This is a genomic window from Sinimarinibacterium arenosum (assembly GCF_005047655.1).
Taxonomy (GTDB): domain Bacteria; phylum Pseudomonadota; class Gammaproteobacteria; order Nevskiales; family Nevskiaceae; genus Solimonas.
On the sequence record NZ_SUKF01000002.1, the window covers coordinates 321,534 to 347,012 of the forward strand.

At 63.0% G+C, this 25,479-nt stretch carries 24 protein-coding genes; 7 read left to right on the plus strand and 17 right to left on the minus strand.

The genetic code is table 11. The features are described from left to right. Positions 1 to 36 precede the first annotated feature (36 nt). From lepB to rpoE, 8 genes are all read right to left on the minus strand, one after another. Positions 37 to 822 carry a signal peptidase I gene (gene lepB, locus E4T66_RS04995; RefSeq protein WP_136847802.1) on the minus strand — a complete coding sequence of 262 codons (786 nt, stop codon included), beginning with the start codon at positions 820 to 822 and terminating at the stop codon, positions 37 to 39. Between the two features lie 101 nt (positions 823 to 923). Further along, complete coding sequence (gene lepA, locus E4T66_RS05000; RefSeq protein WP_136847803.1) at positions 924 to 2,726, minus strand: translation elongation factor 4; 1,803 nt, start codon at positions 2,724 to 2,726, stop codon at positions 924 to 926. A gap of 85 nt (positions 2,727 to 2,811) precedes the next feature. Further along, on the minus strand, positions 2,812 to 3,048 hold the full coding sequence (locus E4T66_RS05005) for a glutaredoxin family protein (protein WP_136847804.1): 237 nt from the start codon (positions 3,046 to 3,048) through the stop codon (positions 2,812 to 2,814). A gap of 2 nt (positions 3,049 to 3,050) precedes the next feature. After that, a complete protein-coding gene (locus E4T66_RS05010; protein WP_136847805.1) occupies positions 3,051 to 4,556 on the minus strand; it encodes a Do family serine endopeptidase in 1,506 nt (501 codons plus the stop codon). A 143-nt stretch (positions 4,557 to 4,699) separates the two neighbouring features. Then, the gene (locus E4T66_RS05015) at positions 4,700 to 5,185 is read right to left on the minus strand and encodes a SoxR reducing system RseC family protein (protein WP_169577479.1); all 486 of its coding nucleotides are present in this window, start codon (positions 5,183 to 5,185) and stop codon (positions 4,700 to 4,702) included. 22 nt (positions 5,186 to 5,207) lie between these two features. Continuing rightward, a complete protein-coding gene (locus E4T66_RS05020; protein ID WP_136847807.1) occupies positions 5,208 to 6,293 on the minus strand; it encodes a MucB/RseB C-terminal domain-containing protein in 1,086 nt (361 codons plus the stop codon). Then, positions 6,290 to 6,913, minus strand: a complete 624-nt coding sequence (locus E4T66_RS05025; protein WP_136847808.1) for a sigma-E factor negative regulatory protein — start codon at positions 6,911 to 6,913, stop codon at positions 6,290 to 6,292. Before E4T66_RS05025 ends, E4T66_RS05020 begins: the two co-directional genes overlap by 4 nt. A gap of 96 nt (positions 6,914 to 7,009) precedes the next feature. Next, positions 7,010 to 7,582 (minus strand): RNA polymerase sigma factor RpoE, encoded by a 573-nt coding sequence (gene rpoE, locus E4T66_RS05030; RefSeq protein WP_136847809.1) that lies wholly within the window; start codon positions 7,580 to 7,582, stop codon positions 7,010 to 7,012. 242 nt (positions 7,583 to 7,824) lie between these two features. On the opposite strand from rpoE, the gene nadB reads away from it, so the two are divergent. Beyond that, entirely contained in the window at positions 7,825 to 9,414 is a 1,590-nt protein-coding gene (nadB, locus tag E4T66_RS05035; RefSeq protein WP_136847810.1) for an L-aspartate oxidase, read from the plus strand. 120 nt (positions 9,415 to 9,534) lie between these two features. Continuing rightward, the gene (locus tag E4T66_RS05040; protein ID WP_136847811.1) at positions 9,535 to 10,164 is read left to right on the plus strand and encodes an OmpW/AlkL family protein; all 630 of its coding nucleotides are present in this window, start codon (positions 9,535 to 9,537) and stop codon (positions 10,162 to 10,164) included. A gap of 86 nt (positions 10,165 to 10,250) precedes the next feature. Here E4T66_RS05040 and E4T66_RS05045 read toward each other — a convergent pair whose 3' ends face one another. The 7 genes from E4T66_RS05045 to E4T66_RS21525 form a co-directional block, all read right to left on the minus strand. After that, complete coding sequence (locus E4T66_RS05045; RefSeq protein WP_169577480.1) at positions 10,251 to 10,694, minus strand: protein YgfX; 444 nt, start codon at positions 10,692 to 10,694, stop codon at positions 10,251 to 10,253. Continuing rightward, positions 10,657 to 10,893: an FAD assembly factor SdhE gene (locus tag E4T66_RS05050; protein WP_136847813.1), complete on the minus strand. Its 237-nt coding sequence runs from the start codon at positions 10,891 to 10,893 to the stop codon at positions 10,657 to 10,659. The genes E4T66_RS05045 and E4T66_RS05050 overlap by 38 nt, the downstream gene beginning before the upstream one ends. 69 nt (positions 10,894 to 10,962) lie before the next feature. Continuing rightward, positions 10,963 to 11,748 (minus strand): succinate dehydrogenase iron-sulfur subunit, encoded by a 786-nt coding sequence (locus tag E4T66_RS05055; RefSeq protein WP_136847814.1) that lies wholly within the window; start codon positions 11,746 to 11,748, stop codon positions 10,963 to 10,965. Positions 11,749 to 11,767: 19 nt separating this feature from the next. Beyond that, complete coding sequence (gene sdhA / locus E4T66_RS05060; protein ID WP_136847815.1) at positions 11,768 to 13,561, minus strand: succinate dehydrogenase flavoprotein subunit; 1,794 nt, start codon at positions 13,559 to 13,561, stop codon at positions 11,768 to 11,770. A 14-nt stretch (positions 13,562 to 13,575) separates the two neighbouring features. Beyond that, on the minus strand, positions 13,576 to 13,965 hold the full coding sequence (sdhD, locus tag E4T66_RS05065; RefSeq protein ID WP_136847816.1) for a succinate dehydrogenase, hydrophobic membrane anchor protein: 390 nt from the start codon (positions 13,963 to 13,965) through the stop codon (positions 13,576 to 13,578). Between the two features lie 12 nt (positions 13,966 to 13,977). Then, entirely contained in the window at positions 13,978 to 14,379 is a 402-nt protein-coding gene (gene sdhC, locus E4T66_RS05070) for a succinate dehydrogenase, cytochrome b556 subunit (protein WP_136847817.1), read from the minus strand. A 45-nt stretch (positions 14,380 to 14,424) separates the two neighbouring features. Then, positions 14,425 to 14,601: a DUF1674 domain-containing protein gene (locus E4T66_RS21525; RefSeq protein ID WP_441347694.1), complete on the minus strand. Its 177-nt coding sequence runs from the start codon at positions 14,599 to 14,601 to the stop codon at positions 14,425 to 14,427. A gap of 117 nt (positions 14,602 to 14,718) precedes the next feature. On the opposite strand from E4T66_RS21525, the gene ygfZ reads away from it, so the two are divergent. The 3 genes from ygfZ (at position 14,719) to E4T66_RS05090 (ending at position 18,856) form a co-directional block, all read left to right on the plus strand. Continuing rightward, positions 14,719 to 15,642, plus strand: a complete 924-nt coding sequence (gene ygfZ / locus E4T66_RS05080; RefSeq protein ID WP_136847818.1) for a CAF17-like 4Fe-4S cluster assembly/insertion protein YgfZ — start codon at positions 14,719 to 14,721, stop codon at positions 15,640 to 15,642. Between the two features lie 147 nt (positions 15,643 to 15,789). Then, on the plus strand, positions 15,790 to 17,328 hold the full coding sequence (locus E4T66_RS05085) for a trypsin-like serine peptidase (RefSeq protein WP_136847819.1): 1,539 nt from the start codon (positions 15,790 to 15,792) through the stop codon (positions 17,326 to 17,328). A 46-nt stretch (positions 17,329 to 17,374) separates the two neighbouring features. After that, a complete protein-coding gene (locus E4T66_RS05090; RefSeq protein ID WP_136847820.1) occupies positions 17,375 to 18,856 on the plus strand; it encodes a trypsin-like serine peptidase in 1,482 nt (493 codons plus the stop codon). A gap of 18 nt (positions 18,857 to 18,874) precedes the next feature. On the opposite strand, the gene E4T66_RS05095 is transcribed toward E4T66_RS05090, so the two are convergent. Continuing rightward, positions 18,875 to 20,617 carry a peptide MFS transporter gene (locus tag E4T66_RS05095; RefSeq protein ID WP_136847821.1) on the minus strand — a complete coding sequence of 581 codons (1,743 nt, stop codon included), beginning with the start codon at positions 20,615 to 20,617 and terminating at the stop codon, positions 18,875 to 18,877. 205 nt (positions 20,618 to 20,822) lie between these two features. Here E4T66_RS05095 and E4T66_RS05100 point away from each other — a divergent pair, with 205 nt between their 5' ends. Next, positions 20,823 to 22,829: a S9 family peptidase gene (locus tag E4T66_RS05100; protein ID WP_248679447.1), complete on the plus strand. Its 2,007-nt coding sequence runs from the start codon at positions 20,823 to 20,825 to the stop codon at positions 22,827 to 22,829. A 46-nt stretch (positions 22,830 to 22,875) separates the two neighbouring features. Next, positions 22,876 to 24,597 (plus strand): M28 family metallopeptidase, encoded by a 1,722-nt coding sequence (locus E4T66_RS05105; protein ID WP_136847823.1) that lies wholly within the window; start codon positions 22,876 to 22,878, stop codon positions 24,595 to 24,597. On the opposite strand, the gene E4T66_RS05110 is transcribed toward E4T66_RS05105, so the two are convergent. After that, entirely contained in the window at positions 24,580 to 25,422 is an 843-nt protein-coding gene (locus E4T66_RS05110; RefSeq protein ID WP_169577481.1) for an HDOD domain-containing protein, read from the minus strand. The genes E4T66_RS05105 and E4T66_RS05110 overlap by 18 nt on opposite strands. Positions 25,423 to 25,479: the final 57 nt, after the last annotated feature.

Here is a 25,479-nt window from a genome sequence, read left to right on the forward strand (position 1 = left end):
GGCCTCCTTCGATCACCCGTTGCCGGGCGCGCAGCGCTATTTGATCAGAGTTCCGATCCGGGAGAAATCGATGCGCGTCCGCGCGCCGTCCCAAGACATCCAGATCAGGAATGCTTTGCCGACCAGGTTGCGTTCCGGCACTGTGCCCCAGCGGCGGCTGTCATCGGAACCATCCCGATTGTCGCCCATGGCGAAGTACTCGCCAGGCGGCACGATGAATTCAAAATCCTCAGCCGGGCGCCCTGGATTGATCAGAATGTTGTGCTCGACCCCAGCCAGATCCTCGCTCATGCGATAGACCACCCCCGGAGGATAGGTTCCCGGATTGGAATAGACGCCGCCCGGCTGCACCGAAGCGCGCTCCCCGTTCACGTATAGCTGCTTGTCGATATACGTGATCTTGTCCCCAGGGACGCCAACAATACGCTTGATGAAGTCCTTGCTCGGATCGACCGGCCACCGGAACACGACGACATCACCCCGCGCAGGCTCGCCGAAGTCGACGAACTTGTGATTAAACACCGGATCGCGCAGACCGAAAGTGAATTTGTTGACCAGGATGAAGTCGCCGACCAGCAAGGTCGGGATCATCGAACCGGACGGAATGCGGAACGGCTCGGCCAGAAACGAGCGCAGGATCAGCACAACGAAGATCACGGGGAAGAACGACCGACAGAAGTCGACGAAGGCGTTGGGCTTGTCACCAGCCCCAACCGTGTCACGCCGCGGCGCCAGCACCCACTTGTCGAGCGCCCAGAAAACGCCGGTAACCGCCGTCAGCAGGCTCAAAATGACAGCAAAATCAAAGTGAAAATCAGCCATGTGGAAAAGCTCTCACGCTGTGGCCTGCTTGCGCAAGCTGGCAATGGCCACGCTATCCGGCGACCGTCCCGTCGACATTCCAGGAATCACGGCTTCTGGACTCACTTCTTGCGGTCCACGCCGAGCACCGCCAGGAAGGCTTCCTGCGGAATCTCGACATTGCCCACCGATTTCATGCGCTTCTTGCCCTCTTTCTGCTTTTCCAGCAGCTTGCGCTTGCGGCTGACGTCGCCACCATAGCACTTGGCAATGACGTCCTTGCGCAGCGCCTTGACCGTGCTGCGGGCAATGACCTTGGAACCGATCGCAGCCTGGATCGCGATATCGAACATCTGTCGATGAATCACTTCCTTCATGCGCTCGCACAGATCGCGGCCGCGCGGGTATGAAACATCGCGATGCACGATGCTGGCCAGCGCATCGACCTTGTCGCCGTTGACCAGCACATCGAGCCGCACCAGATCCGCCGCCTGGAAGCGCACAAACTCATATTCGAACGAGGCATAGCCACGCGAGACGCTCTTCAGGCGATCGAAGAAGTCCAGCACGACCTCGGCCATCGGCATCTCGACCTCCATCTGCACCTGTGACCCCAGATAACGCAGGTTCTTCTGCACACCGCGCTTCTCCATGCACAGCTGCATGACCGAGCCGACGTAGTCCGGCGGCATCAGGATACGTGCGTCAATGATCGGCTCCCGTATCTCACTGACCGAGCCCAGCTCCGGGAGTTCAGCAGGATTATCAACCTTGATCACACTGCCATCGGTCTTCAGCACCTCGTAGATCACCGAAGGCGCGGTCGTGATCAGATTCAGGTTGTATTCGCGCTCCAGGCGCTCCTGCACAATGTCCATGTGCAGCATGCCCAGAAAGCCAATGCGAAAGCCAAATCCGAGTGCTGTTGAATTCTCCGGCTCAAACTGCAGTGCCGAATCGTTCAAGCGCAGCTTCTGCAGCGATTCGCGGAAATCTTCAAAGTCGTCGGCATCGACCGGGAACATGCCGGCATAAACCCGCGGCTGCACCTGACGGAAGCCCGGCAACTGCGTTTCACAGGGCTTGACCGACAAGGTCAGCGTATCGCCGACCGGCGCCCCGAAAATCTCCTTGATGCCGGCCACGACAATGCCAACCTCACCGCATTCGAGTCGATCCTTGGGCGTCAGCTTCGGCGCATTCACACCGATCATCGTGACCTCATGGTCACGCCCGGTCGACATCACGCGAACTTTCTGGCCCTTCTGCAGCGAACCATTGACGATACGCACCAGAGAGACAACGCCCAGATAGTTGTCGAACCAGGAATCGACAATCAGCGCCTGCAGGCGCTCGTCCGGATTGCCCTTGGGCGGCGGCAGACGCGTAACCACCGCTTCGAGTACTTCCTCGACATTCAGACCGGTCTTGGCCGAGATACGCAACGCGTCCGTCGCGGGAATCCCGATAATCTGCTCGATCTCGTCGCAGACGCGTTCAACCTCGGCGTTCTGCAGGTCGATCTTGTTCAGCACCGGAACCACTTCGAGATTCTGCTCGATCGCGGTGTAGCAGTTTGCGACCGACTGCGCCTCAACGCCCTGCGACGCGTCTACGACCAGCAATGCCCCCTCGCAGGCGGCCAGCGAGCGCGACACCTCATACGAGAAATCGACATGCCCTGGCGTGTCGATCAGATTGAACTGATACAACTCACCATCACGCGCCCGATAGTGCAACTGCACAGCCTGCGCCTTGATCGTGATGCCACGCTCGCGCTCGATTGGATTGTTATCGAGCACCTGCTGGGTCATCTCGCGCTGCTGCAATCCGCCGGTCAGCTGGATGAATCGATCGGCCAAGGTGGACTTGCCGTGGTCGATATGCGCGATGATGCAGAAATTGCGAATGTTGTCCTGTTTCATGGAGTTCCGCGTAGCCGGCATAGGGCGGCGAGATCAGCTACAACGGCCCGCCAGACGGCCGAAAAATAGCGCGGCAGTATAGCGACTAAGCGGCCAGACTGCGCTCAAACCGCTCCGCGTCGAATTGGCCCTCGGACAGGACACGCCCCTGAGCATCGAGCAGCACCGGAATACGCCGGCCGTAGCGCATTCGCCATTCCCCGGTGGAATCGACATCGGCGTGTTCCAGTTCAAACGCCCTGCCAGCCAGATGAATCTGCAAATCCTCGGCAAAGTCCTCGCACAGATGGCATCCGGGGCGCCCCAACAACAGAAGCCGCATATTCAGGGCGCTCGATCCGGCGAGGTTTCCGGTGTTGCAGCGGCATTGGGAACGTCCAGGGTCATGAACCGCGGCGCGCGGCCGCGCTGGACCAGCACCGGAATGGTCTGACCATGAATCAGGCGATCGACCACCTCGTCAAAACGCGCCCTGCTGTCAACCTCCTGCCCCGACAGTTGCAGCAGAATGTCGCCCGCCCGGATACCGGCCCGTGCCGCCGCGCCGTCGACCACTTCAGTGACCAGCATGCCGCCTGCCAGTACCTGGGCGTCACGGCGCTCATCGGCACTCAACGGCCGCACGCTCATTCCGAGAATGTTGCCGGAGCTTGCAGCAGGCGCTGCGGTCGGCACCGGTTGCGGCTCCGCAGCGGTCACCTCCGGACGCAAAGTGCCCACTTCAATCGTCAGCTTCAACGTCTTGCCACCGCGCATGATCTTGATCTCGGCCGTCTGACCCGGATCGGTAATACCCACCCGATGCGGCAGCGTCGACGAACTCGGCAAAGGCGCGCCGTCGTACTCGAGGATAACGTCACCCTCCTGAATGCCCGCTCGCGATGCCGGGCTGTCCGGTAACACCCGCGCCACCAGCGCCCCTTCAGGCTTGTCGAGCCCAAGCTGGATCGCCAGATCGCGGTCGACCTCCTGCACCACAACGCCCAGCCATCCGCGCGTGACCACGCCGGTATCCCGCAGCTGCCGCGCGACCTTGGCAGCGACGTCGATCGGGATCGAGAACGATACGCCCTGGTACCCCCCGGACTGCGAGTAAATCTGCGAATTGACGCCAACCACTTCGCCGGCGAGGTTGAACAGCGGTCCGCCCGAGTTGCCCGGGTTGATCGCAACGTCGGTCTGGATAAACGGCACGTACTGTTCGGTCTCCAGCGCGCGCCCCTTCGCCGAAACAATCCCAGCGGTGACCGAGTAATCGAAACCGAACGGCGACCCGATCGCCAGCACCCATTGTCCCGGACGCAGGCGCTCGGAATTACCAAGCGCTGCAACCGGAAGATCTGTCGCGTCGATCTTCAACAGGGCCAGATCGCTGGCTTCATCGCTGCCGACGATCTGCGCGGTGAACTGGCGGCGATCGAGCAGGCGCACGACCACTTCGCGGGCGCCGCGAACCACATGAAAGTTGGTCAGGATGTAGCCGTCATCCCACAGGATGAAGCCAGAACCCAGCGACTGCTGCTCAGGTGGGTAAGCCCCATCGTCTGCGCCATCCTGTTGCTGCTGATCGAAGAAACGCCGGAACCACTCCGGCGCTTCCTGCAATGCCTCCGGATCCAGGGTTTCCGGTGGCGCTTGCGCGTCGTCGTCGACCGCCGGCTCAGCCGGCAATGTGCTGATGTTGACCACCACCGGCGAAACACGCTCAACCAGATCGGCAAAATCGGGGTAGCCACCGACGGCCGGTGGCGGCGCCTGACGGCAACCCACGCAGATCGCCAGCGCGCAGATCAACAGTACGCTGCGCACGATGCGGGACACAGGGGGCATGAGGGCTCGAACCAGGACGGACAGGGAATGAATGCACGAATTTCAAAGTATTCGCGCAGGAATATCAAACCGGGGCTGGGCCGGATATCAGAATCCCCGCCTGAAAAAGCACTCCGTCGGACTGAAATCGCGTAACGACCGGATCAGAACTCAGGCAGGCGTGCACAGACGCGCTCTGCCCCGATTTCGCGTCGCAGCAGCGAAGGCCGATAGTTTCCGGACACCCCGGCGCGCTGTGAAGCGATCGACGTCAGCAGGAATCCAGCGACCAGTCCGGTCAGACCAAATCCCGCGACCAGCACGTCATGCGTATGCAGCACCTGCTGCGCAAACGCGCCGAATCCGAACATGCCAAGCAATGGCACAAGATAGACCCAGAGCGAAGCCCGCATGATGGCCCCGTCGTCGATGCCGACAATCACCGTTTCACCGGCCTGAAGTTGCGGCAGCGTGCCACCCACCTGGACTTCCGGCCGACGCCGACTCACCAGCTTGGCCAACACCCCGCCGCCGCACCCGCGGCCCTCTGCACATTTCGGGCAGGATTCCGGGCCAAATGCGCGCACCCAGACCCGTTCCTGGCCCTGATCGCGTTCAATACGCGAGACGATTGCGCGCTCTTCAATCATGCACGCATCGTCCGGTGTTCGCTCAAGGCGTTGCGCCTTCGCGGGCTGGCGAAGGAACCTTTTCAGGAGCCGCAGCAGCCGATGGCTTCTGGACAGTGTCGTCATCGTCGTCACTATCACCGTCACCAACATTCTGGCCAATCATCTGCACGGTTTCGGAGGGCGCCTCGCCCACCACGGTAATGTGCACACGACCCACCGTGCGACCAAACACATGCACCGCGCCGATCTGCGATTGACCCTCGAACGAGGGATGCGGCCGGCGCGCACGAAACACGGAAATCGCCGACAACCCATCACTCAGAACCAGATGCTCCACCCAACCCTTGCCATCGACCGTGGGACGCACCTCACGCATCGTGATGCGGTATCCGGGCGGCAAGTTGTGCAGGCGTGCTTGGACATCGGCTTCTGCCGGCATCGGCGCCGGTTCAGGCGGTCGTTCCAAGCGGGTGATCTGACGATACTTCTCCGGATCGACATCAACATGGAAAGCGCTCTCCGGAATGACCTCCGGAAACTCGACCTGCGTAAAGAACATCTGTTCCAGGACCACGCCATTGGGCGCCAACAGGTTGACCTTGAGCGGCACCTGCGTTTCCTCGTCGGCCCAGATCTGATACCCGTAGCGGAACTGGTCGCGCGGCGTAATCATCAAACCCTGGCACTTGCGCCCGGCCACACGATCCGGAGCCATCGACTCGAACTTGTAGACCGCCGCCATCTGCGCCACACGTTCCGGTGTCAGCGATGGAAACAACGCCTGGGGGGTCGGCTGATCCAAAGTGACCTTGCGATCCTTCGGCAGCAGGCAGATGACCTTGCCGTCTTTCTTGATGATTTCCATCGGCGCGCCATCGAGCGTCGACACACGCTCAATCGCGCCTTGCTCACCGTGGCCGTGCGTGACCCGCAGCGTCTCCTGACGATCACGCGTCTGATAAAAGATGACGCCCTGATAATTCGCCTTACGCGAGGCATCGCTGATCTGCACCAACAGCTCGGCCGGATCGGCCGTCGCAGCCACCGCACTGCCCGATGCACTCAGCAGCAGGCCGATCGCGAGACTGCGAACGGCACGCGCCCTGTCAGCCAGGCCTTCGATCAAGGCTGGGTCTCCAGGGTCGCCGGCTGCAGCATCTGATCACCCGTGTGAGCAGCAAACCGCGCGTAGGACAAGGCGCCGCCCATGCCGCGATCGGCAATCGCGCTGCTGTGCTCGATCAGGTAAGCGCGCAAATCGTCTTCCTGCTCCATCTGCTGCAGATCCTGCGGCGTCACGGAAACCGCCAGCAGATTACGCGAAGGACGGCTGAGGATCGGCATCGACACCGGCGAACTGCTGGCCTGCGGCATCAAGCCCGGCGAAGCCCCACCACCCAAGCTGTCGTGGCCGGAAAAATTCAGCGAAACGGCAATCGCACCAAACGACGCCGCGGCCGCCAAGCCGATAGCGGGCTTCCAGTAGCTGCTGAGGCGGCGGCGCACGATCGGCACGACCTTGGCTCCGAACGAGGCCGGCGCGGCGTCAATGCCTCTCATGACGTCGCTGCAGATGCAGCGCTGATCGGCCCCCACGCGAACGCCTTCCACCGCGTCGCGCGACAGACACAGCCGGCTCCAGGCCTGCTTCAGCTCTGGCGACTGCTCGAACTCATCGAGAAACCGGTCCAGCTCTGCCGGACTGCACTCGCCATCGAAAATCGCGGACAGTGTGTCTTTAGCCATGGGGCCACCTCGATCCAGTACCTAAACGCATTACCACGGAAACACGGAAAAGTTCCGCCATTTCCAGAAATTGCTGCCAACCCTGCCGTCGCATGTTCACTCCAGCAAAGGCTTCAATGCGACGTCGATCGCCTCGCGTGCCCGGAAAATACGGGACCGTACAGTGCCGATCGGACAATCCATCGCGCTGGCAATCTCTTCGTAGGACAAACCTTCCAGCTCGCGCAGCGTGATCGCCGTACGCAAATCGTCAGGCAGTTCCGAAATCGTCTCGGTAACGCGCTGTCTGATCTCATCCGTCAGCAACTCCGCCTCAGGCGTGTCCACGTCGCTTAGATGCTCAGTGTGGCCGTAAAGTTCAGCGTCAGCGATATCGATGTCCTGATCGGCCGGCCGGCGATTGCGAGAGACGATGTAGTTCTTGGCCGTATTGATGCCGATCCGGTACAGCCACGTGTAGAACGCAGACTGGCCGCGGAACCCTGGGAGGGCGCGCCAGGCGCGAATGAACGTCTCCTGCGCCACATCAGGCGCATCGGCGTCGCCAACCAGTCGCCCCACCAGCTGGACGATCTTGTACTGGTACTTGCGCACCAGCAGTTCGAACGCGCGCTGGTCGCCGGACTGTGCCCGGGTCACCAGTTGTTCGTCGATACTCGTTTCGGACATGCGCGCGTAGTCTAGTAAACGTCAGCTCGTGGGCCGCGTAAGGTGGTCAGCGGTTCGTGTGTCGTTATGCGATCGCCGAACATCGCGTCACCCAACTTGGTGCCGCGCCGAGGCATCGCCCCCAAACCGGCGCGACAACCGCATAATCCGCTGATTGTACCAATCTGGCAGTATCCAACCTCAAGCGCTGCGGCACCTCGCGGCAACGCTTGCAGCCCGTTCATCGACAACAGATCTTCCGCATGAAGCGAACCGACGTATTGGTCATCGGCAGCGGCGCCGGCGGCTTGTCCTGCGCGTTGCGCCTGGCGCAAGCCGGTATCGCGGTCACCGTGGTATCCAAGGGACCGTTGAGCGGGGGCAGCACGCTGTGGGCGCAGGGCGGCATTTCCGCGGTGCTGGACGCCGAGGATTCAGTCGAACATCACGTCCATGACACGCTGGTCGCAGGTGCCGGACTGTGCGACGAACAGGCGGTCCGCTTCACCGTGGAGCGCGGCGCCAGCAGCGTGCGCTGGCTGATCAACCAGGGCGTCGAATTCACCCGTGACGAGGACGATCAGCGCGAACTGCATCTGACCCGCGAAGGCGGCCACAGTCACCGCCGCGTGGTCCACGCAGCCGATGCGACCGGGCGCGCCGTCGAAACCACGTTGTCCAGCCTCGCCGCCGCCCACCCGAACATTCAGGCATTGGAAAATACGCTTGCGGTCGACCTGATCGTCGACGCCGGACTGAAACGCGTCGTTGGCGCCTATCTGCTCGACGTCGAAGCCGGGGGCGTCCGCGCCGTTACTGCACGCGCGGTGGTCCTGGCCACTGGTGGCGCCAATCAGGTCTATCTGTACTCGAGCAACCCCAACGGCGCCTCCGGCGATGGCATTGCCATGGCATGGCGCGCCGGTTGCCGGATCGCCAACATGGAGTTCATGCAGTTTCATCCCACCTGCATGTTTCATCCGGACGCGCGTAATTTCCTGATCAGCGAAGCCTTGCGCGGTGAGGGTGCGCTTCTGCGCCTCCCGAACGACGATGGCAGCCCGGGTGAACGCTTCATGCCGCGCTTCGACGAGCGCGCGGAGCTGGCGCCGCGCGACATCGTTGCACGCGCGATCGACCATGAAATGAAGCGACTCGGCCTCAAGCATGTGCTGCTGGACATCACGCACAAGCCCGCCGACTTCATCCGCAGCCACTTCCCCAGCATTCATGCACGCTGTCTGGAACTCGGCATCGACATCACGAAGGAGCCGATTCCGGTGGTGCCGTCGGCCCACTTCACCTGTGGTGGGGTTCTCACCGATCTGCGAGCCCGTACCGACGTTGCCGGGCTGTATGCCGTCGGCGAGGTTGCCTGCACCGGCCTGCACGGCGCCAATCGTCTGGCCTCGAACTCCTTGCTCGAATGCCTGGTTTTCGCCCAGGCGGCGGCCGAAGACCTGATCGCGAATCTGCCCGGGGTCCCGCCGCAGCCGGACGCGGCGCCCTGGGACGAAAGCCGCGTCACCGATTCCGACGAGGATGTCGTGGTTTCACACAACTGGCTGGAATTGCGCACGTTCATGTGGGACTACGTTGGCATCGTGCGCACCACGAAGCGCCTGCAGCGCGCGCAGCACCGTATCGACTTGCTGCAGCAAGAGATCCAAGAGTACTACGGCAACTATCGCATCAGTGCGGACCTGATCGAACTCCGAAATCTGGTCACAGTCGCGGATCTGATCGTGCGCTCGGCACTGTCTCGACCTGAGAGCCGCGGTCTGCACTACACGCTGGACTATCCGGACACCCGCACCGAGTCGGTCATTACGGTCCTGCCCGGCCGCGGCTGAACGCCTGTCCGCCCCTTTCCGGTGCGTACGGCGCATTGACACGGATCAGTTCGCGCTCGCTCAGATCGCACCATCATCTCGCACCAGATATCGACAGATATCGTGATCGGAGATGAAGCGATGAAAACGATGAAACCCATGGGGATCGCCCTCGCCGCGCTGGCCGCTGTTGCGGCATTGGGAAGCGCAACTGCAACTGCGGCCGAAAGTCCGCTGATGTTCCGCGTTGGCGTGCACAATGTTGACCCGAAATCCGACAACGGCACGATTGCCGGTGGCGCGTACGACGTTACTGTCGACAGTCAGGTCGGTCCGACGATCAACATCGATTATTACCTGACGCCGAATCTCGCGATCGACGTCCTCGGTGCACTGCCGTTCAAGCACGATATCAATCTCAACGGCGCCAAGGCCGGCTCAACCAAACACCTGCCGCCGACCGTGTCTGTGCAGTATCACTTCATGCCGACTGCCGCGATTGATCCGTACGTCGCCATCGGCGTGAACTACACGATGTTCTGGGAAGACAAGCTCGATAACAACGGGCCCGCCTTGGAACTGGACAATTCATGGGGTCTTGCAGGTCAGGTCGGCGTCGACTTCGCGCTGAGCACGGACCGCAAGTGGGTGCTGGGAGTGGATGTGCGCTACATCGACATCGACACCGACGTCAAAGTCGGCGGCGCCGATGTCGGCACTGTCCAGATTGATCCGCTGGCCTACGGCGTCAACGTCGGATACCGCTACTAGACCTGCGTACAGAGCGCCTGATCGGGCGCGTTATGCGCCCGTCATTTGGGGAGCGACCTCTGGTCGTTCCCCTTTTCTGCTGCCGGTCACACCGACGACAAACGCGCTCGCAAACGGCGCAAGGACTCGCCGTCCAGTTCGTCACCGAGAATCAGGCGCGAGATGCTCCGCCGACGACCAGCGTGCCGTAGGCGCAACAGCAACAGCGACGAATGCACGATCGAGTCTTCCGCAAGCTCTACCTCGGACTGCGCGCCATTGGCATGCACCGCGGTCCAACTGCCATCGGCATGCCAGATCAGACGAGTCACCGCCTGCGGACCAAAGCCCAGCGACGGGTGACGCCTCAACCATAGCCAAGAACCAGCGATCGCCGCCAGCAGGGTCAGCATCGGTGCGGTTGGCAGTCCGCTCGCCATCAACAGCGCCAGCATCAGTGCATGCAAGCCGAACAGCCATCGCAGCGCCCGGAATGACGGGCGCAGACTCAGATCAACGGTAGATGCGAAGCTGTTCGATGATGACGGCATAGTCTTCGGGCACCGGTTCATAGCCCATGGTCCAGGCCCAGATGTCGGGATCCTCGGCCAGAGTGACCAGTCGCAGGAACTCCGCTTTCTCCGCCGGTGGCGCCTGCTCAAAGCGCGCGGCGTAGTAGCGCTCCATCATGACATCGAGTTCCTTCATGCCGCGCCGCAGCAGCCAGCGCAGTCGTCCGTCATGACTCATGCTTGTCTCCTGTGAACGAAAAGGGCGGCCAAGCCGCCCCGTTCGATCCAAAATAATCCAGCGTCACGCTCAGATCTTGCGCTCAACGACCATCTTCTTGACCTCCGCGATCGCCTTGGCGGGATTGAGTCCCTTCGGGCAGGTCTTGGAGCAATTCATGATCGTGTGGCAGCGATACAGCTTGAATGGATCTTCCAGTGCATCCAGGCGCTCGCCGGTCGCTTCATCGCGCGAGTCGACCAGCCAGCGGTAGGCCTGCAACAGGATTGCCGGGCCGAGGTAGCGATCGGAGTTCCACCAGTAGCTCGGGCAACTGGTGGAACAGCACGCACACAGAATGCACTCGTACAGACCGTCGAGTTTGGCACGATCCGCCTCGGATTGCAGACGCTCGCGCGTCGGCGCCGCCGAGTCGGTTTTCAACCAAGGCTCGATCGATGCCAGCTGCGCATAGAAATGCGTCAGATCGGGCACCAGATCCTTGACCACCGGCATGTGCGGCAGCGGATAGATCGAGACGTCGCCCTTGATCTCGTCGCAGGACTTGATGCACGCCAGCGTGTTGGTGCCGTCGATGTTCATCGCGCATGAGCCGCAAATCCCTTCGCGGCACGAGCGGCGGAACGTCAGCGTCGCGTCGGTCTCGTTTTTGATCTTGATCAGCGCGTCGAGCACCATCGGCCCGCAGCTGTCCATGTCGACCTCGTAGTTGTCGACGCGCGGATTGGCGCCGGTCTCGGGGTCGTAGCGGTAGATCTTGAACGTCTTGACGTTCTTGCTGCCGGCTGGAGCCTTGAAGGTCTTGCTGGCAGCCTTGTCGATCTTCGAATTTTGCGGAAGCGAAAACTGAGCCATGTCGATATCGTCCTGCTGATCAGTACTTGCGGGCCACCGGCGGAATATGTTCCACCTCGGCATCCAGCGGCTGCATGTGCACCGGGCGGAAGTCGATCTTCACGTCCTTGTCGTCGGTCCGCCACGCGATCGTGTGCTTCATCCAGTTCTGGTCGTCGCGATCCTTGATGTCGTCGCGTGCATGCGCGCCGCGAGACTCTTCGCGATTCTCGGCGCCGACGATCGTCAGCAGCGCCTGGCCCATCAGGTTGTCGAGCTCCAGCGTCTCGGCCAGATCGGAGTTCCAGATCATGCCGCGATCGGTCACGCCCAGATCCTGCGTGAAGTTGTCGATGACGCCCTTGAGCTTTTCAATGCCCTCGCGCATCAGATCGCCCTCGCGGAACACCGCGCAGTGCTTCTGCATGGTCTTCTGCATGTCCAGACGGATCTGCGCGGTCGAGCTGCCGCCCTTGGCGTTGCGGAAGCCGTCCAGACGCGCCAGCGCCTTCTCTTCCGAAGCGCCGGAGATTTTCTTGTGCGGTGTGCCCGGCTTGACCAGCTCGGCGGCGCGGATCGCCGCAGCGCGGCCGAACACGACCAGATCCAGCAACGAGTTCGAACCCAGGCGGTTGGCGCCGTGCACCGACACGCAGGCCGCTTCGCCGACCGCCATCAACCCCGGCACCACGCTGTCCGGATTGCCATCCTTCAGGGTCACAACTTCACCGGTGTACAGCGACGGGATGCCGCCCATGTTGTAGTGCACGGTCGGCACCACCGGGATCGGCTCCTTGGTCACGTCGACGCCGGCGAAGATCTTCGCCGACTCGGAGATCCCCGGCAGGCGTGCGTGCAGCACTTCCGGCCCCAGGTGCTCCAGGTGCAGATGAATATGGTCGGCTTCGGCGCCGACACCGCGACCTTCGCGGATTTCGGTTGCCATCGCGCGCGACACCATGTCACGCGGGGCGAGGTCCTTCACGCTCGGCGCGTAGCGCTCCATGAAGCGCTCGCCGTCCTTGTTGGTCAGGTAGCCGCCTTCACCACGCGCGCCTTCGGTAATCAGACAGCCCGAGCCATAGATGCCGGTCGGGTGGAACTGCACGAACTCCAGATCCTGCAGCGGCAGGCCGGCACGCAGCACCATGCCGCCACCGTCACCAGTGCAGGTGTGCGCCGAGGTCGCCGAGAAGAACGCACGGCCGTAGCCACCGGTCGCCAGGATCACCAGATGCGAACGGAAGCGGTGCAACTGTCCGGTCGCCAGATCCCAGGCCAGCACGCCGCAGCAGCTGCCGTCCTCGTCCATCAGCAGATCGAGCGCGAAATACTCGATGAAAAACTGCGCCTTGCACTTCAGCGACTGCTGATACAGCGTGTGCAGCATTGCGTGACCGGTGCGGTCAGCGGCGGCGCAGGTGCGCTGCGCCGGTGGCCCCTTGCCGAATTCGGTGGTCATGCCGCCGAACGGACGCTGGTAGATCTTGCCGTCCGGGGTGCGCGAGAACGGCACGCCGTAGTGTTCCAGCTCGATGATTGCGGGGATCGCCTCGCGCGTCATGTACTGGATCGCGTCCTGGTCGCCGAGCCAGTCGGAACCCTTGACGGTGTCATAGAAGTGCCAACGCCAGTCGTCGCGGCCCATGTTGGCCAGCGCCGCGGAGATGCCGCCCTGTGCCGCGACGGTGTGCGAACGCGTCGGGAACAGCTTGGTGATGTTCGCCGTCTTCAGGCCGGATTCGGCCAGACCCAGGGTCGCGCGCAATCCGGAACCACCGGCGCCGACAACCACTGCGTCGTATTCGTGATGAATGATCTCGTAAGCAGCCATGTTCAGGTGTTTCCTCAGGCGAGCGCGATCTTGAGCACGGCAAAAATGCCGGCAGCCGCAGCGATGGCGTGGACGAATTTGTTCAGCATCAGCACCGTCAGTTTGGATGCCGGAGCCGCCACGTAGTCCTCGATCACAACCTGCACACCCAGCATCGAGTGATACAGCGTGGCTGCGAGGAATAGCACCAGGGTCACAGCCACCGATGGCGCTGAAATCCAGTACGCCAGCGCGGCATAGCTGGTATTTCCAGTTGCCAGCTTGGCGATCGAAAACACGAACCACAGCGACAACGGAACCAGGGCCAGCGCGGACACGCGCTGCACCCAGAAATGGTGGACACCATCCTTGGCCGAACCGAGGCCGCGCGCACGCGACAGCGGAGAACGCAAATCATTGCTCATGGCGGGTCTCCCTTATGCCAAGCGGGCGACCGCCCAGGCCGCCACGGTGAGAACCAGCGAAACCAGCACCACCGCGTAACCGGAGCGTTCGGCGGTCTTCAGATCGAAGCCCATGCCGACATCCCAGAACAGGTGACGGACGCCGTTACCGAGGTGATACATCAGCGCCCAGGTCCAGCAGAACAGCAGGATCTGGCCGTACCACGCGGTGATATGCGGACCGACCATCGCGTAAATTTTGGGGCCTCCTGCCATCGCGGTCAGCCAGCCAACCACCAACAGCGCACCTGCGGTCAGTCCGATTCCGGTAATCCGGTGAGCGAACGACAGCAGCGAAGTCCATTGGAAACGGTAGTACTGCCCCAGCATGAAGGGCGATAGCGGACGCGGGTCCGCGGGTGTTTTGCTGCTCATTCCGGCTCCCCCACGAAGGGACGTGAAGACGTGAAACTAGAAGTATCAGAAATCGATGCACCGACCGTTTTTTTCCCAGTCGCCATAGCGCGTCGGTTCCAATCCGTCGCTGCGGCCGCCAATTTCCCTAACCTGCTCCTGTTTCGGCGCCGTTGCCGGGAGCTGTTCTTCTGATGCGGGATCCTGCTTCTGCATCTGCTTCAGCAGCGCAGACAACGGCACCGGTTCGTCTGCCGGAGCAGGCGGAACGGCGCTTGGTTTGAGATCCTGATGGTCGGACACTGGATAATCGAGGCGGCTTAGCCGTAATAGTGTGACAAATTTAGACTGCTTCCGGCAATGAATACGACCATTGGACTCCCTCTTGACGAGCTGACGCTGCTGCGCGCGAGTGGCGCCGACGCGCGCGAGTTTCTGCAAGGCCAGCTCAGCAGCGATCTGCGCAAGCTGAGTCCCCAGGCGGCACAGATCAGCAGCTACAACAGCCCCAAGGGGCGCATGCTGGCAGTCCTGCACCTGATTCAGGACGAGGAATCGGTCCTGATCGAGCTGCATGCATCGATCGCCTCGGCGGTCATCGGGCGACTGCGCATGTTCGTGTTGCGCTCCCGTGTGACGCTGGACGAACCAGGCCCTGCACTGCGCAGTATTGGCCTGATCGGGCCAGACGCCGCATCCGCGCTGGCCGCCCTGGGCCTGAGCACGCCAGACGCTGCGATGGCCTGCAGCCGCAATGGTGATGGCCTGTGCGCATTACGGCGCCACGGCGCCACGCCGCGCTACAGCGTTGTCGGCCCTGGCGCGGCCGTCGAAGCGGCTGCACAGACACTGAGCCGGAGCTGCACCCTCAATTTGGACGCACCATTCGAGGTCTGGCGTCGGGCGCAGATCGAAGCCGGGGAGCCGGTCGTGGTCACGGCCACCAGCGATCATTTTGTACCGCAGATGGCCAATCTGGACCAGCTCGGCGGCATTGCCTTCGACAAAGGCTGCTACACCGGCCAGGAGATCGTCGCCCGTCTGCACTACCTCGGCAATTTGAAGCGGCGCCTGTTCGTCTGCGACCTCGACGGCGCGGCGCCGCAGGCCGGTGACGACGTGCTGTCCGGCGACAGCACCGTCGGCGAAATCGTCGATGCCGTCGGCGATGGCCACAGCGCCATCGCCAGTGCCGTGCTACAGCTCGAACATGTCGCAGCGCAGGATCTGCGACTGCGCAGCGGAGCAAGCCTGCGCCCGCGCATTTCAAGTAGATCGACCTGAAGCAGCAATGCCGCTCAAACCGTCGATGTCACCCGATTACCCCTCCGGAACTGCAGTGGCCTGATCGGGTCTGCTATCTATCCGGAAGCAAATCGCTTCAAGCCCATCTGGCCCCTTGGCCCTGCCCGCCCCTGGAAACCCCGCTCCATGCGCATTCGATCACTGCTCCTGCTCTTGCTCGTCCCGGTATTTGCGGCGCATGCATTCAGCCCAGACCTGTCCGATCTCGACCAGCTGCCGCTGAACGTGGTCAGCCCGAGCATCAGCCAGCAGGGCATCGCCAAGGCAGCACTCGCGGGCGCCGAGCCGCGACGTTACGCGGTTGCGATGCCGGCCACGCTGACCCTCGCCGACGGCCAGTGGGATCAAACCAACGCGAAAACTGCGCGCTGGCGCACCCGTGTCTACTCGGCAAGTGCGCGGTCGATCAGCTTTGAGTTCGCGCGCTTCGGCCTGCCGTCAGGCGCTCGACTGTGGATATACGATGGCGCCGGAGCGCTGGTGCAAGGCCCGTACGACGCCAGCGATCAGAACCCGGAAGGCGGCCTGTGGACCGCGATCGTGCCAGCCGAAACCGCGGTGATCGAGCTGCAGGTTCCAGTACAGCAGCGCAATGCTGTGGATTTGCAGATCGCGCAGGTGTTCTACGGCTTTCGCAGCTTCGACCAGACCAGCAACATTGCCAAATCCGGCAGCTGCAACATTGACGTAGTCTGTCCGCTCGGCGACAACTGGCGTGACGACATCCGCTCCGCAGCTCGGATTTCCATCGGCAACACCTACCTGTGCAGTGGCGAGCTGCTGAACAATGTTCGCCAGAACGATGACCCGCTCTTCATTACCGCGGACCACTGCGGCATTGGCGATGTGGATGGCGGCCCGGCGTCATCGGTGGTGTTTTACTGGAACTTCGAAGCCAGCAGCTGCGGCGGCAGCCGCAATGGCTCACTCAGCCAGAATCAGAGCGGCTCGACCTTCCTCGCCGATGACGTGAGTTCAGACTTCACCCTGGTCCGTCTGAACAAGAAGCCGAACGCGACGTTCGACGTTTACTACGCCGGTTGGTCCGCACGGACCACCGCACCACAGTCTGGCGTGGCGATTCATCACCCCAGCGGCGACGAAAAGAGCATCAGCGAATTCACCCAGCCTGCAACTGCAGTCGACAGCGTCTGCATTGATGGCATCCTCCCCGCCTGCACACGCTCAGTCGATACCTGGGAAGTCACCTGGAATCAGGGCACCACCGAAACCGGCTCGTCGGGTGGCGGTTTGTGGGATCAGAATCATCGTCTTGTTGGCGTGCTCTCGGGCGGCGGTGCCTCCTGCAGCACCCCAGGAGAGCCCGACTACTTCGCCCGTTTTGCACGCGGCTGGACGGCCAATGCGACACCGGACGGTCAGCTCAAGGCCTGGCTCGACCCAGACAGTAGCGGGGCATTGACACTGGACGGCAAGAATCCCGGTGCCACTCCGACTCCGACTCCGACTCCGACTCCGACAGCATCGCCCACACCGACGCCAACGCCCAGTCCGACACCGACTGCAACGCCAACCCCGACCCCGACCCCGACCCCGACCCCGACCCCGTCAGGATCCAGCGGCGGCGGCATGGGCTCGGGCATGCTGATGCTGATGCTGATGCTGGCCGCGTTGGCAAGGCGGCGACGCCCGCAGTCGCGGTAAGCACTTATTTGGTGCAACATCTCAGGCCGATCTACGGAGCCTGCCGATGAACCTCCTGCACGCGATCCGCGCCGCCGCCTCTGGCAGTGCCCTGATGCTGGCCGCCAATGCAATGGCGATGAGCCCCAGCGTCGACGATCTCGATCTCGTCCCGATGCACGCGGTTCCCCAGGCCATCAGCAGCAAGGCCGTCGCAGCGGCGGAAGCCGTCAAGGGCGCCGGCCCCTACCCGATCGCCGCCAATGTCGATCTGCCCGTCTCGCTGAATATGGGCCTGTGGGATCGCAGCGACGATGGTCGTGCGCGCTGGCGCGCACGCGCCTACTCGGCCGGCGCGCAGATGTTGATTCTCGAATTCAAACAATTCGAACTGCCCGCCGGCGCCGACCTTTGGATCTATGCCGCCGACGGGCATAGCGTGCGCGGCCCATTCACCCAAGCCAATCAGACCGACGAGGGCACTCTGTGGACCCCCTGGGTCGCCGGCGATACCGCCGTCATCGAGTTGCGCGTGCCCGACGCCGACCGCGACGCCGTCGCATTGGAACTCGGCAAGCTGGCCCACGGTTTTCGCAATGCGCGGGATCTGGGCGCTTCGGGCTCATGCAACATCGACACCGCCTGTAGCCAGGGCAATGAGTGGCGTGCCGAAATCAGATCGGAAGTGAAGCTGCAGATCCCGGCCACGCTGACGGTCGGCTTGTGCTCCGGCACCCTAGTCAACACCCTGCGCGGCGACGGCACACCCTATGTGCTGACGGCAAACCACTGCGGAATTGGCACGCTGGGCAGCCCGGCTTCAGGCGTCGTGAGCTATTTCAATTTTGACAACAGCAGTTGCGGGGGCGTCGACGATGCCAGCGACGCGCAAAGCATCACTGGATCGACCTTGCGCGCCAATGACAATGGCACCGATTTCGCGCTGATCGAACTGGGCAGCAAACCGCCGTCCAGCTACAACGTCTACTACGCGGGCTGGGACGCCAGCGGCAGCGGCGGCAACTCCGGCGTCGGTCTGCATCATCCTTCCGGCGATGCCAAAAAGATCAGCGTCTTCACCCAGCCCCTGCAGGCCAGCAGCGTGCAGCTGCAGTTGCTGGGCCCCAACATTCCGGCCTGGCGCGTCCCGTCCTGGTCCCAGGGCGTCACCGAACCCGGCTCCTCAGGCTCCGGCCTGTGGAACCAGAATCACCGGCTGGTGGGTACTTTGTCCGGCGGCAGCTCCGGCTGCGACGGCAGTTCTGGCAATGGCCTTGATGACTATTACGCACGCATCGCAACCCAGTGGAAGGCGAACAACGCGGCTTCCGGTCAGCTCAAGGCATGGCTTGATCCGGACAGCAGCGGTCAAAACCAGGTCGCTGGACGCAATGCGGGCGCCGGCAGCACTTCGGGCGGCAGCTCCGGCGGCGGCGCAAGCGGCGGCGGTGGCAGCGGTGGGGGTGGCGCCATCAGTCCCGCGGTATTGCTGACCTTGGGCCTGCTAGCGCTGGGACGTCGCCGTACGCCGAAATTCGGCAAACACTGAGGAAGACCCAGGCACCGCTCAGTCGGCAACGCTGCCCATACCGCGACGGATCACGGGGGTCAGCACCAGCATCACGACACCGGCGCCCAGACCGATCCAGCATGACAGCCAGAACAGGTCGGTGTATTTGCTGGCGGCTTCAAGCATGTTGATGGCTTCGCCTTCGGGGATCTCTATAGACGACAGCTTGCCCAACTGCGCAGCAAGCACTTCCGAATAGGCCGTGGCCAGCCAGAACGCGCCCATCATCACGCCGACCACCCGCGCCACGGACAGCTGCGTCACCGCAGACAAGCCGATCGGCGACAGGCAGACTTCGCCGACCTCCAGAATCAGATAGGCCAGCACCAGCCACCAGACGCTGGCCATCGTGCCACCTGCAGCAATGTTTGACGCCGCCACCAGCGGCAGGAACGACAGGCCCGCGATCACCAGTCCGATCGCCATCTTCAGCGGCGTGCTCGGATTCAGGCCGCGCCGTGCCAGCCAGGGCCACAGCCAGGCGAACACCGGCGCCAGCGCCACGATGAAGAAGGCTCCAAGGAAGGTCAGCGAACCGGCCGTCTGCGGCACCAGCACCACGTCGTGCGCCAGCGCCAGCACCAGTCCCGCCCCCATCAGCATCACCATCACTATCGAGACGGATTTTTTGCCGCGATCGGACGCAAGCAATGCCGCGACCATCAGCACCGGACTCACCGCCAGCGAATACGTGGCCCACGGCAGCGCACCGACCGCCTCGGTCGTCAGACCAAACAGGTCCTTGGTCAGCAGGCGGTCGGTGAACGTGATCCACGAACCATAGGTCTGCTCGTACAGCGCGAAGAACACCAGCACGGCGAGGATCAGCACCACCAGCGACACCATCTGGCCGCGCTCGGCCGGCGTGCACTTGCGGACCAGGAACCAGACGAACCAGAGCGCAAACGCCAGCGCGATCAGATGCATCGCGCCGTGCACGGTCCAGGTGCGCTGGATCAGCTGCCACACCAGTACCACCCCACCGAGACCGCCGAGGTAGATCAGCCATTCCCGTGGCAGCCCGAGGACACGCTCGCGCAGCAGCGCGGGATCGTTGGGCTCGGCATGTCCGTGCAGATACTTCTGCCCCCACAGGAACACGCCAAGGCCGGCCACCATGCCGATGCCGGCGGCGCCGAAGCCGTACTTCCAGCCGTAGGTCTCGCCGAGGAAGGCGCAGATCAGGCTCGAGAACAGCGCGCCGACATTGATCCCCGCATAGAACACCGTGAAGCCGGAATCGCGGCGCGGATCATGCTCGTGATACAGCTTGCCCACGATGGTCGAGATGTTCGGCTTTAGAAAGCCGACGCCCATGATGATCAACGCCAGTGACAGGTAGAACACCTGCAGTGCCGCCTCGTCGCGCACGACCACACCGTCGACCACCCGCGCCTGCTCGCCCTCGAACGCCATGCCCAGATGGCCAAGCACCAGCAACACCCCGCCGAACACCACCGCTTTGCGCATGCCCAGGTAGCGGTCGGCCAGCAGGCCGCCGATGACCGGCACCGCATAGACCAGACCGCCGTAGGCGCCGATCAGATCGTAGCCGGCGTCATCTGTGAACAGGTGATATTTGAGAATGTACAGCAGCAACAGCGCCTTCATGCCGTAGAACGAGAAACGCTCCCACATCTCCGTGAAGAAGCACACGTACAGGCCCTTCGGATGCCCGAGAAAATCGTCGTCGCGGACGAACGCGTTGTCTGAAGGCACGGCGGGATTCGGTGTGCTCATGGCGAATTTCTGCAGGTGATTGCGCCCGAGTATAGGTAATGGATCACCCCGTGGCGCTGAGACATTACCCGGAGTTCGGCCTTCAGCGATGCGTTTATCATCCGCCCTTCACCGCGACACAACACACGAACCCGAGCTTCGAGGCACGAACCGAATGATTCGTCTGATCGCGGGCGCTGCCCTCATTTCCGCCAGTCTGACTGCCATGTCCGCAACGCCCAAACCTGAACTGCGTCCATTTACCGCCGGCGACCTGGTCCGCCTCGAACGGGTCTCCGATCCGCGTCTTTCGCCGGACGGCAAACGTCTGGCCTATGTCGTGCGCAGCACCGATTACGATGCCAACCGGGGCGTCAACAATCTCTGGCTGATGGACCTGGACGACCGCAGCAACCGTGCGCTGACCAGTGCCGGCGGCCACCACAGCGATCCGCGCTGGTCGCCGGACGGTCAGTTTCTGTACTTCCTGTCGACCCGCTCCGGCAGTGCGCAAGTGTGGCGACTGCCGATGGCCAGTGGCGAAGCGCAGGCGGTCACCGACCTGCCTCTGGACGTCGGCAGCTTCACGCTGTCGCCGGACGGCAGCCGGCTCGCGCTCTCGCTGGAAGTCTTCGCCGACTGCGTCGACATCGCCTGCAGCAAACGCCGCCTGGACGAGTTGGCCGCAAGCAAACGCAGCGGCAGGGTGTTCGACAAGTTGTTCATCCGGCATTGGGACACCTGGAGAAACGGCGCACGCTCACAGCTGTTCACCCTGGCGATCGGGGCGGACGGCAAGGCGACGGACCCGATCCACGTGACTCGCGGCATCGACGGCGACGCGCCGAGCAAACCGTTCGGCGACGCCTCCGAGTACGCGTTCTCGCCGGACGGCAAGACGCTGGCCTTTACCGCGCGCATCGCCGGCACCACCGAGGCCTGGAGCACCAATCTGGACGTCTGGCTGGCGCCGGTCGACGGCAGCAAGCCGCCGCAGAACCTGACCGACGCCAACGAAGCAATGGACACCGCGCCGGTGTTCTCGCCCGACGGCACGCACCTGGCCTACCTGGCGATGCGGCGCGCCGGCTTCGAGGCTGACCGCCTCGCAATCATGCTGCGCGACCTGAAGACCGGCACTACGCGTGAAGTTGCACCGGACTGGGACCACTCGGCGGGCCCACTCAGCTTCTCTGCCGACGGCAAAACGCTCTACACCACCGCGGATGACCTCGGCCAGCACCGCCTGTTTGCGGTCGACGTGGCCAGCGGCAAGGTCAACACGCTGACCGGCGCGGGACATGTTTCCGGATTCGATCAGCGGGACGGCACCATCGTCTATGCCTTCGACACGCTGACGCAGCCGTCCGACCTGTATCGGCTCGACACCAACGGCTCGGCACAGCGTCTGAGCCACTTCAACAGCGAGCGCCTGGCCACCGTGCGCTTCGGTGAATACGAGCAGTTCAGCTTCGCCGGCTGGAACGACGAGACGGTCTACGGCTATGTGATGAAGCCGTGGAACTACAAGAAGGGCCGGAAGTATCCGGTCGCGTTCATCATCCACGGCGGTCCGCAGGGCAGCATGGGCAACGACTGGCACTACCGCTGGAACCCGGCGTTCTACTCGGGGCTCGGCTACGCCGTCGTGTTCATCGACTTCCATGGCTCGACCGGCTATGGCCAGGCCTTCACCGACTCGATCTCCGGGGACTGGGGCGGCAAGCCGCTGGAGGATCTGCAGAAAGGTTGGGCCCACGCACTGAAGACGTATGACTTTCTCGACGGCGATCGCGCAGCCGCGCTGGGCGCGAGCTACGGCGGCTACATGATCAACTGGATCGCCGGCAACTGGCCGGACGCGTTCAAATGCCTGGTCAATCACGACGGCGTCTTCGACAACCGCAGCATGTACTACAGCACCGAGGAAATGTGGTTCGACGAGTGGGAGAACGGCGGCACCTACTTCGACCATCCCGAGAACTACGAACGCTTCAATCCGGCGCGCTTCGTGAAGAACTGGAAGACGCCGATGCTGGTGATCCAGGGCGAAAAGGATTTCCGCATCCCGACCGAGCAGGGCATTGCCACGTTCACCGCGCTGCAGCGGCGCGGCATTCCCAGTCAGCTGCTGGTGTTCCCGGACGAAAATCATTGGGTGCTGAAACCGCAGAACAGCGTGCAATGGCACGATACCGTGCAGGATTGGCTCAAGCGCTGGCTGAACGACTGAGACACCCGACCCAAGTCGCACCCGCATTCGCCCCGGAGGAACAACGATGAAGCTCGCCCCCCTGTTCGCTGCGCTTGCGACGGTCACCCTCGCCGCCTGCGCCAGCCAGTCCCTCGCACCCACCGTCGATCCCAACGCGACGGCGGTGGACGCCACGGCGTTGTCCAGCATTACGGCGGACGGATTGCTGCAGCACATTCGCGTGCTCGGCTCGGACGCGTTCGAGGGGCGTCTGCCCGGCACGGTCGGTGAAGAGAAAACTATCGAGTACCTGGTGTCGCAGTTCAAGGCCATGGGTCTGGCGCCGGGCAACCCCGATGGCAGCTACATCCAGTCGGTGCCGCTGGTGGGCATCACCGGAACGCCAACCATGAAGCTGCGCGCTGGCACACAGAAAATCGCGCTGCGACGCGGCACCGACTTCGTTGCCACCACGTCCCGCTTCGTACCCAAGGTCGAGGTGCGCGACAGCGAACTCTTGTTCGTCGGCTACGGCGTGCAGGCCCCGGAATACGGTTGGGACGACTACAAGGGCGTGGACGTTCGCGGCAAGACGCTGGTCATGCTGATCAACGACCCGGCCATTCCCGATCCTAAGGACGCCTCTCGGCTGGACGACAACATGTTCCGCGGCAAGGCGATGACCTACTACGGCCGCTGGACCTACAAGTACGAAATCGCTTCCAAGCTTGGCGCCGCTGCCGTCATCATCGTGCACGAAACCGGCCCCGCCGGTTACCCGTGGGAGGTCGTCGAACACAGCTGGACCGGCGAACAGTTCGAGCTGGACGCGGCCGACCAGAACATGGGCCGCGTGCCGGCGCAAAGCTGGATCACGCTGGACAAGGCCAAAGAGTTGTTCAAAGCCTGCGGCCAGGATTTCGCCGCACTGAAAAAGGCGGCGGTCGGACGCGAATTTCATCCGGTACGCCTGCGCGCGCGCAGCAGCTACTCGATCACCAACAGCGTGCGCACGGTGCAGTCGCACAATGTCGTCGCGCGCCTTGCCGGCAGCGATCCGACGCTGGCCGACCAGCACGTGATTTACTCCGCGCACTGGGACCACCTCGGGCGCAACCCCGACATGGACGGCGACCAGATCTTCAACGGCGCGCTCGACAACGCCAGCGGCGTGGCAGGCATCCTCGAAATCGCGCAGGCGTACAGCAAGATGCCGACACCGCCGAAGCGTTCGACCCTGTTCATGCTGGTCACCGCGGAGGAACAGGGCCTGCTCGGCTCACGCCACTACGCAAGTCATCCGCTACACCCGCTGGATCGGACGGTCGCGATGATCAACCTGGATGGACTGAATCCCTGGGGACCAACGTCGGACATGCAGGTCATCGGTCTCGGACAGAATTCGCTGGAAGACGTACTGCGCGATGTCGCCGCCGCGCATGGCCGCAGCATTTCCCCTGACAAGGAGCCGGAAAAAGGCTTCTATTTCCGATCGGACCAGTTCGAATTCGCCAAACGTGGCGTGCCGGGCCTGTATTCAGACAGCGGCAGTCAGGTCATCGGCCAGTCGGATGGCTTCTATGCCGACAAGCGCCGACAGTACACCGCGCACGACTATCACAACGTTTCCGACGAAATAAAGGCGGATTGGGATCTGAGGGGTGCGGCGCAGGATATGCAGCTGCTGGTCGAGGTCGGCTGGCGAGTTGCCAATGCGACAGCATGGCCGCAGTGGAAGCCGGGCTCTGAATTCAAGGCTGCGCGGGATGCGCAGCTGGCCGCACCGGCATCAGGCAGCGCGCAGTAGTTCCAGCGAACGCTGATAGTTGGTCGCCAACGGTCCGGTGTCCGCCAGCGAGAACGTCGGATCGAGATCGAGCTTGATGAAGGCCGGCACGTGCAGCAGATCGACGCCCTTCAGCGACGGATCACTGGCCCCAAGCGTGCGCAGCACCGCCACGGTCACCACATCGGCATAGTCGGCGCCGCCTTCGTGTTCGCGGGTGAAGTCCGGCCACAGCATCGGCACTTCGACCAGATCCGCCGGAAAATGCCAGGCCTGCAGCACCATGCGACCCACGCGAGGCGCCAGATGCTCGATCACCGTGTCCAGCTGCGCCTCGGACTCCAGCGCCGCGGCATGGGTTTCCGCGAGCTTCACGATCGGCAGCGCGCCGACCCGGTGAACCAGCCCGCCCAGCATCGCCATTTCCGGCTGCAACAGGGTGCATTGCGCGGCCAGCACCTGCGCCAATGCCGCCACATCGACGCTTTGCTGCCAGCTGCGCAGCAGGCGCTGTTTCAGCACGGGATTACGGGCGACGAACATCTGTTCGAGGGCGAGTCCGTCCACCAACAGACGCGTGTACTGCAAACCCAGGCGGGTCACCGCCTGCTGCACGTTCTCGACGCTGCGGCCACTGCGCATCGCCGCGCTGTTGGCCACACGGATCAGGCGCACCGCGATCGCCGGATCGCGATGGATTTCGGCTGCCAGGCGCGCGACCGTCACGTCGTCGTCCTGCAACAGCTCGCGGAGTCGTAGTGCGACCTCAGGCAGCGTCGGGAGCGTCAGCCGGTCCTGCGCCAGCGCTTCAACCACGATCCGATAGAAACGGTCTTCAATCGCCATGCCGATTCCTCGGGAATACGGCCACATCCTGCCGTGGTCAGCAGCTCAAGCGATCGT

Excerpts from the sequence above, each read along its gene's own strand:
- sdhA (WP_136847815.1), bottom strand. The coding sequence starts at position 13,561 with ATGGCTGCTTACGAGATCATTCATCACGAATACGACGCAGTGGTTGTC.
- E4T66_RS05100 (WP_248679447.1), top strand. The coding sequence starts at position 20,823 with ATGTCCGCAACGCCCAAACCTGAACTGCGTCCATTTACCGCCGGCGAC.
- E4T66_RS05005 (WP_136847804.1), bottom strand. The coding sequence starts at position 3,048 with ATGCGGCTTCTGTTGTTGGGGCGCCCCGGATGCCATCTGTGCGAGGAC.
- E4T66_RS05050 (WP_136847813.1), bottom strand. The coding sequence starts at position 10,893 with ATGAGTCATGACGGACGACTGCGCTGGCTGCTGCGGCGCGGCATGAAG.
- E4T66_RS05015 (WP_169577479.1), bottom strand. The coding sequence starts at position 5,185 with ATGATTGAAGAGCGCGCAATCGTCTCGCGTATTGAACGCGATCAGGGC.
- rpoE (WP_136847809.1), bottom strand. The coding sequence starts at position 7,582 with ATGTCCGAAACGAGTATCGACGAACAACTGGTGACCCGGGCACAGTCC.
- ygfZ (WP_136847818.1), top strand. The coding sequence starts at position 14,719 with ATGAATACGACCATTGGACTCCCTCTTGACGAGCTGACGCTGCTGCGC.
- sdhD (WP_136847816.1), bottom strand. The coding sequence starts at position 13,965 with ATGAGCAATGATTTGCGTTCTCCGCTGTCGCGTGCGCGCGGCCTCGGT.
- E4T66_RS05045 (WP_169577480.1), bottom strand. The coding sequence starts at position 10,694 with ATGCCGTCATCATCGAACAGCTTCGCATCTACCGTTGATCTGAGTCTG.
- E4T66_RS05055 (WP_136847814.1), bottom strand. The coding sequence starts at position 11,748 with ATGGCTCAGTTTTCGCTTCCGCAAAATTCGAAGATCGACAAGGCTGCC.
- E4T66_RS05040 (WP_136847811.1), top strand. The coding sequence starts at position 9,535 with ATGAAAACGATGAAACCCATGGGGATCGCCCTCGCCGCGCTGGCCGCT.
- E4T66_RS05085 (WP_136847819.1), top strand. The coding sequence starts at position 15,790 with ATGCGCATTCGATCACTGCTCCTGCTCTTGCTCGTCCCGGTATTTGCG.
- E4T66_RS05090 (WP_136847820.1), top strand. The coding sequence starts at position 17,375 with ATGAACCTCCTGCACGCGATCCGCGCCGCCGCCTCTGGCAGTGCCCTG.
- E4T66_RS05105 (WP_136847823.1), top strand. The coding sequence starts at position 22,876 with ATGAAGCTCGCCCCCCTGTTCGCTGCGCTTGCGACGGTCACCCTCGCC.
- E4T66_RS05110 (WP_169577481.1), bottom strand. The coding sequence starts at position 25,422 with ATGGCGATTGAAGACCGTTTCTATCGGATCGTGGTTGAAGCGCTGGCG.
- lepA (WP_136847803.1), bottom strand. The coding sequence starts at position 2,726 with ATGAAACAGGACAACATTCGCAATTTCTGCATCATCGCGCATATCGAC.
- lepB (WP_136847802.1), bottom strand. The coding sequence starts at position 822 with ATGGCTGATTTTCACTTTGATTTTGCTGTCATTTTGAGCCTGCTGACG.
- sdhC (WP_136847817.1), bottom strand. The coding sequence starts at position 14,379 with ATGAGCAGCAAAACACCCGCGGACCCGCGTCCGCTATCGCCCTTCATG.
- E4T66_RS05025 (WP_136847808.1), bottom strand. The coding sequence starts at position 6,913 with ATGGCTAAAGACACACTGTCCGCGATTTTCGATGGCGAGTGCAGTCCG.
- E4T66_RS05010 (WP_136847805.1), bottom strand. The coding sequence starts at position 4,556 with ATGCCCCCTGTGTCCCGCATCGTGCGCAGCGTACTGTTGATCTGCGCG.
- nadB (WP_136847810.1), top strand. The coding sequence starts at position 7,825 with ATGAAGCGAACCGACGTATTGGTCATCGGCAGCGGCGCCGGCGGCTTG.
- E4T66_RS05095 (WP_136847821.1), bottom strand. The coding sequence starts at position 20,617 with ATGAGCACACCGAATCCCGCCGTGCCTTCAGACAACGCGTTCGTCCGC.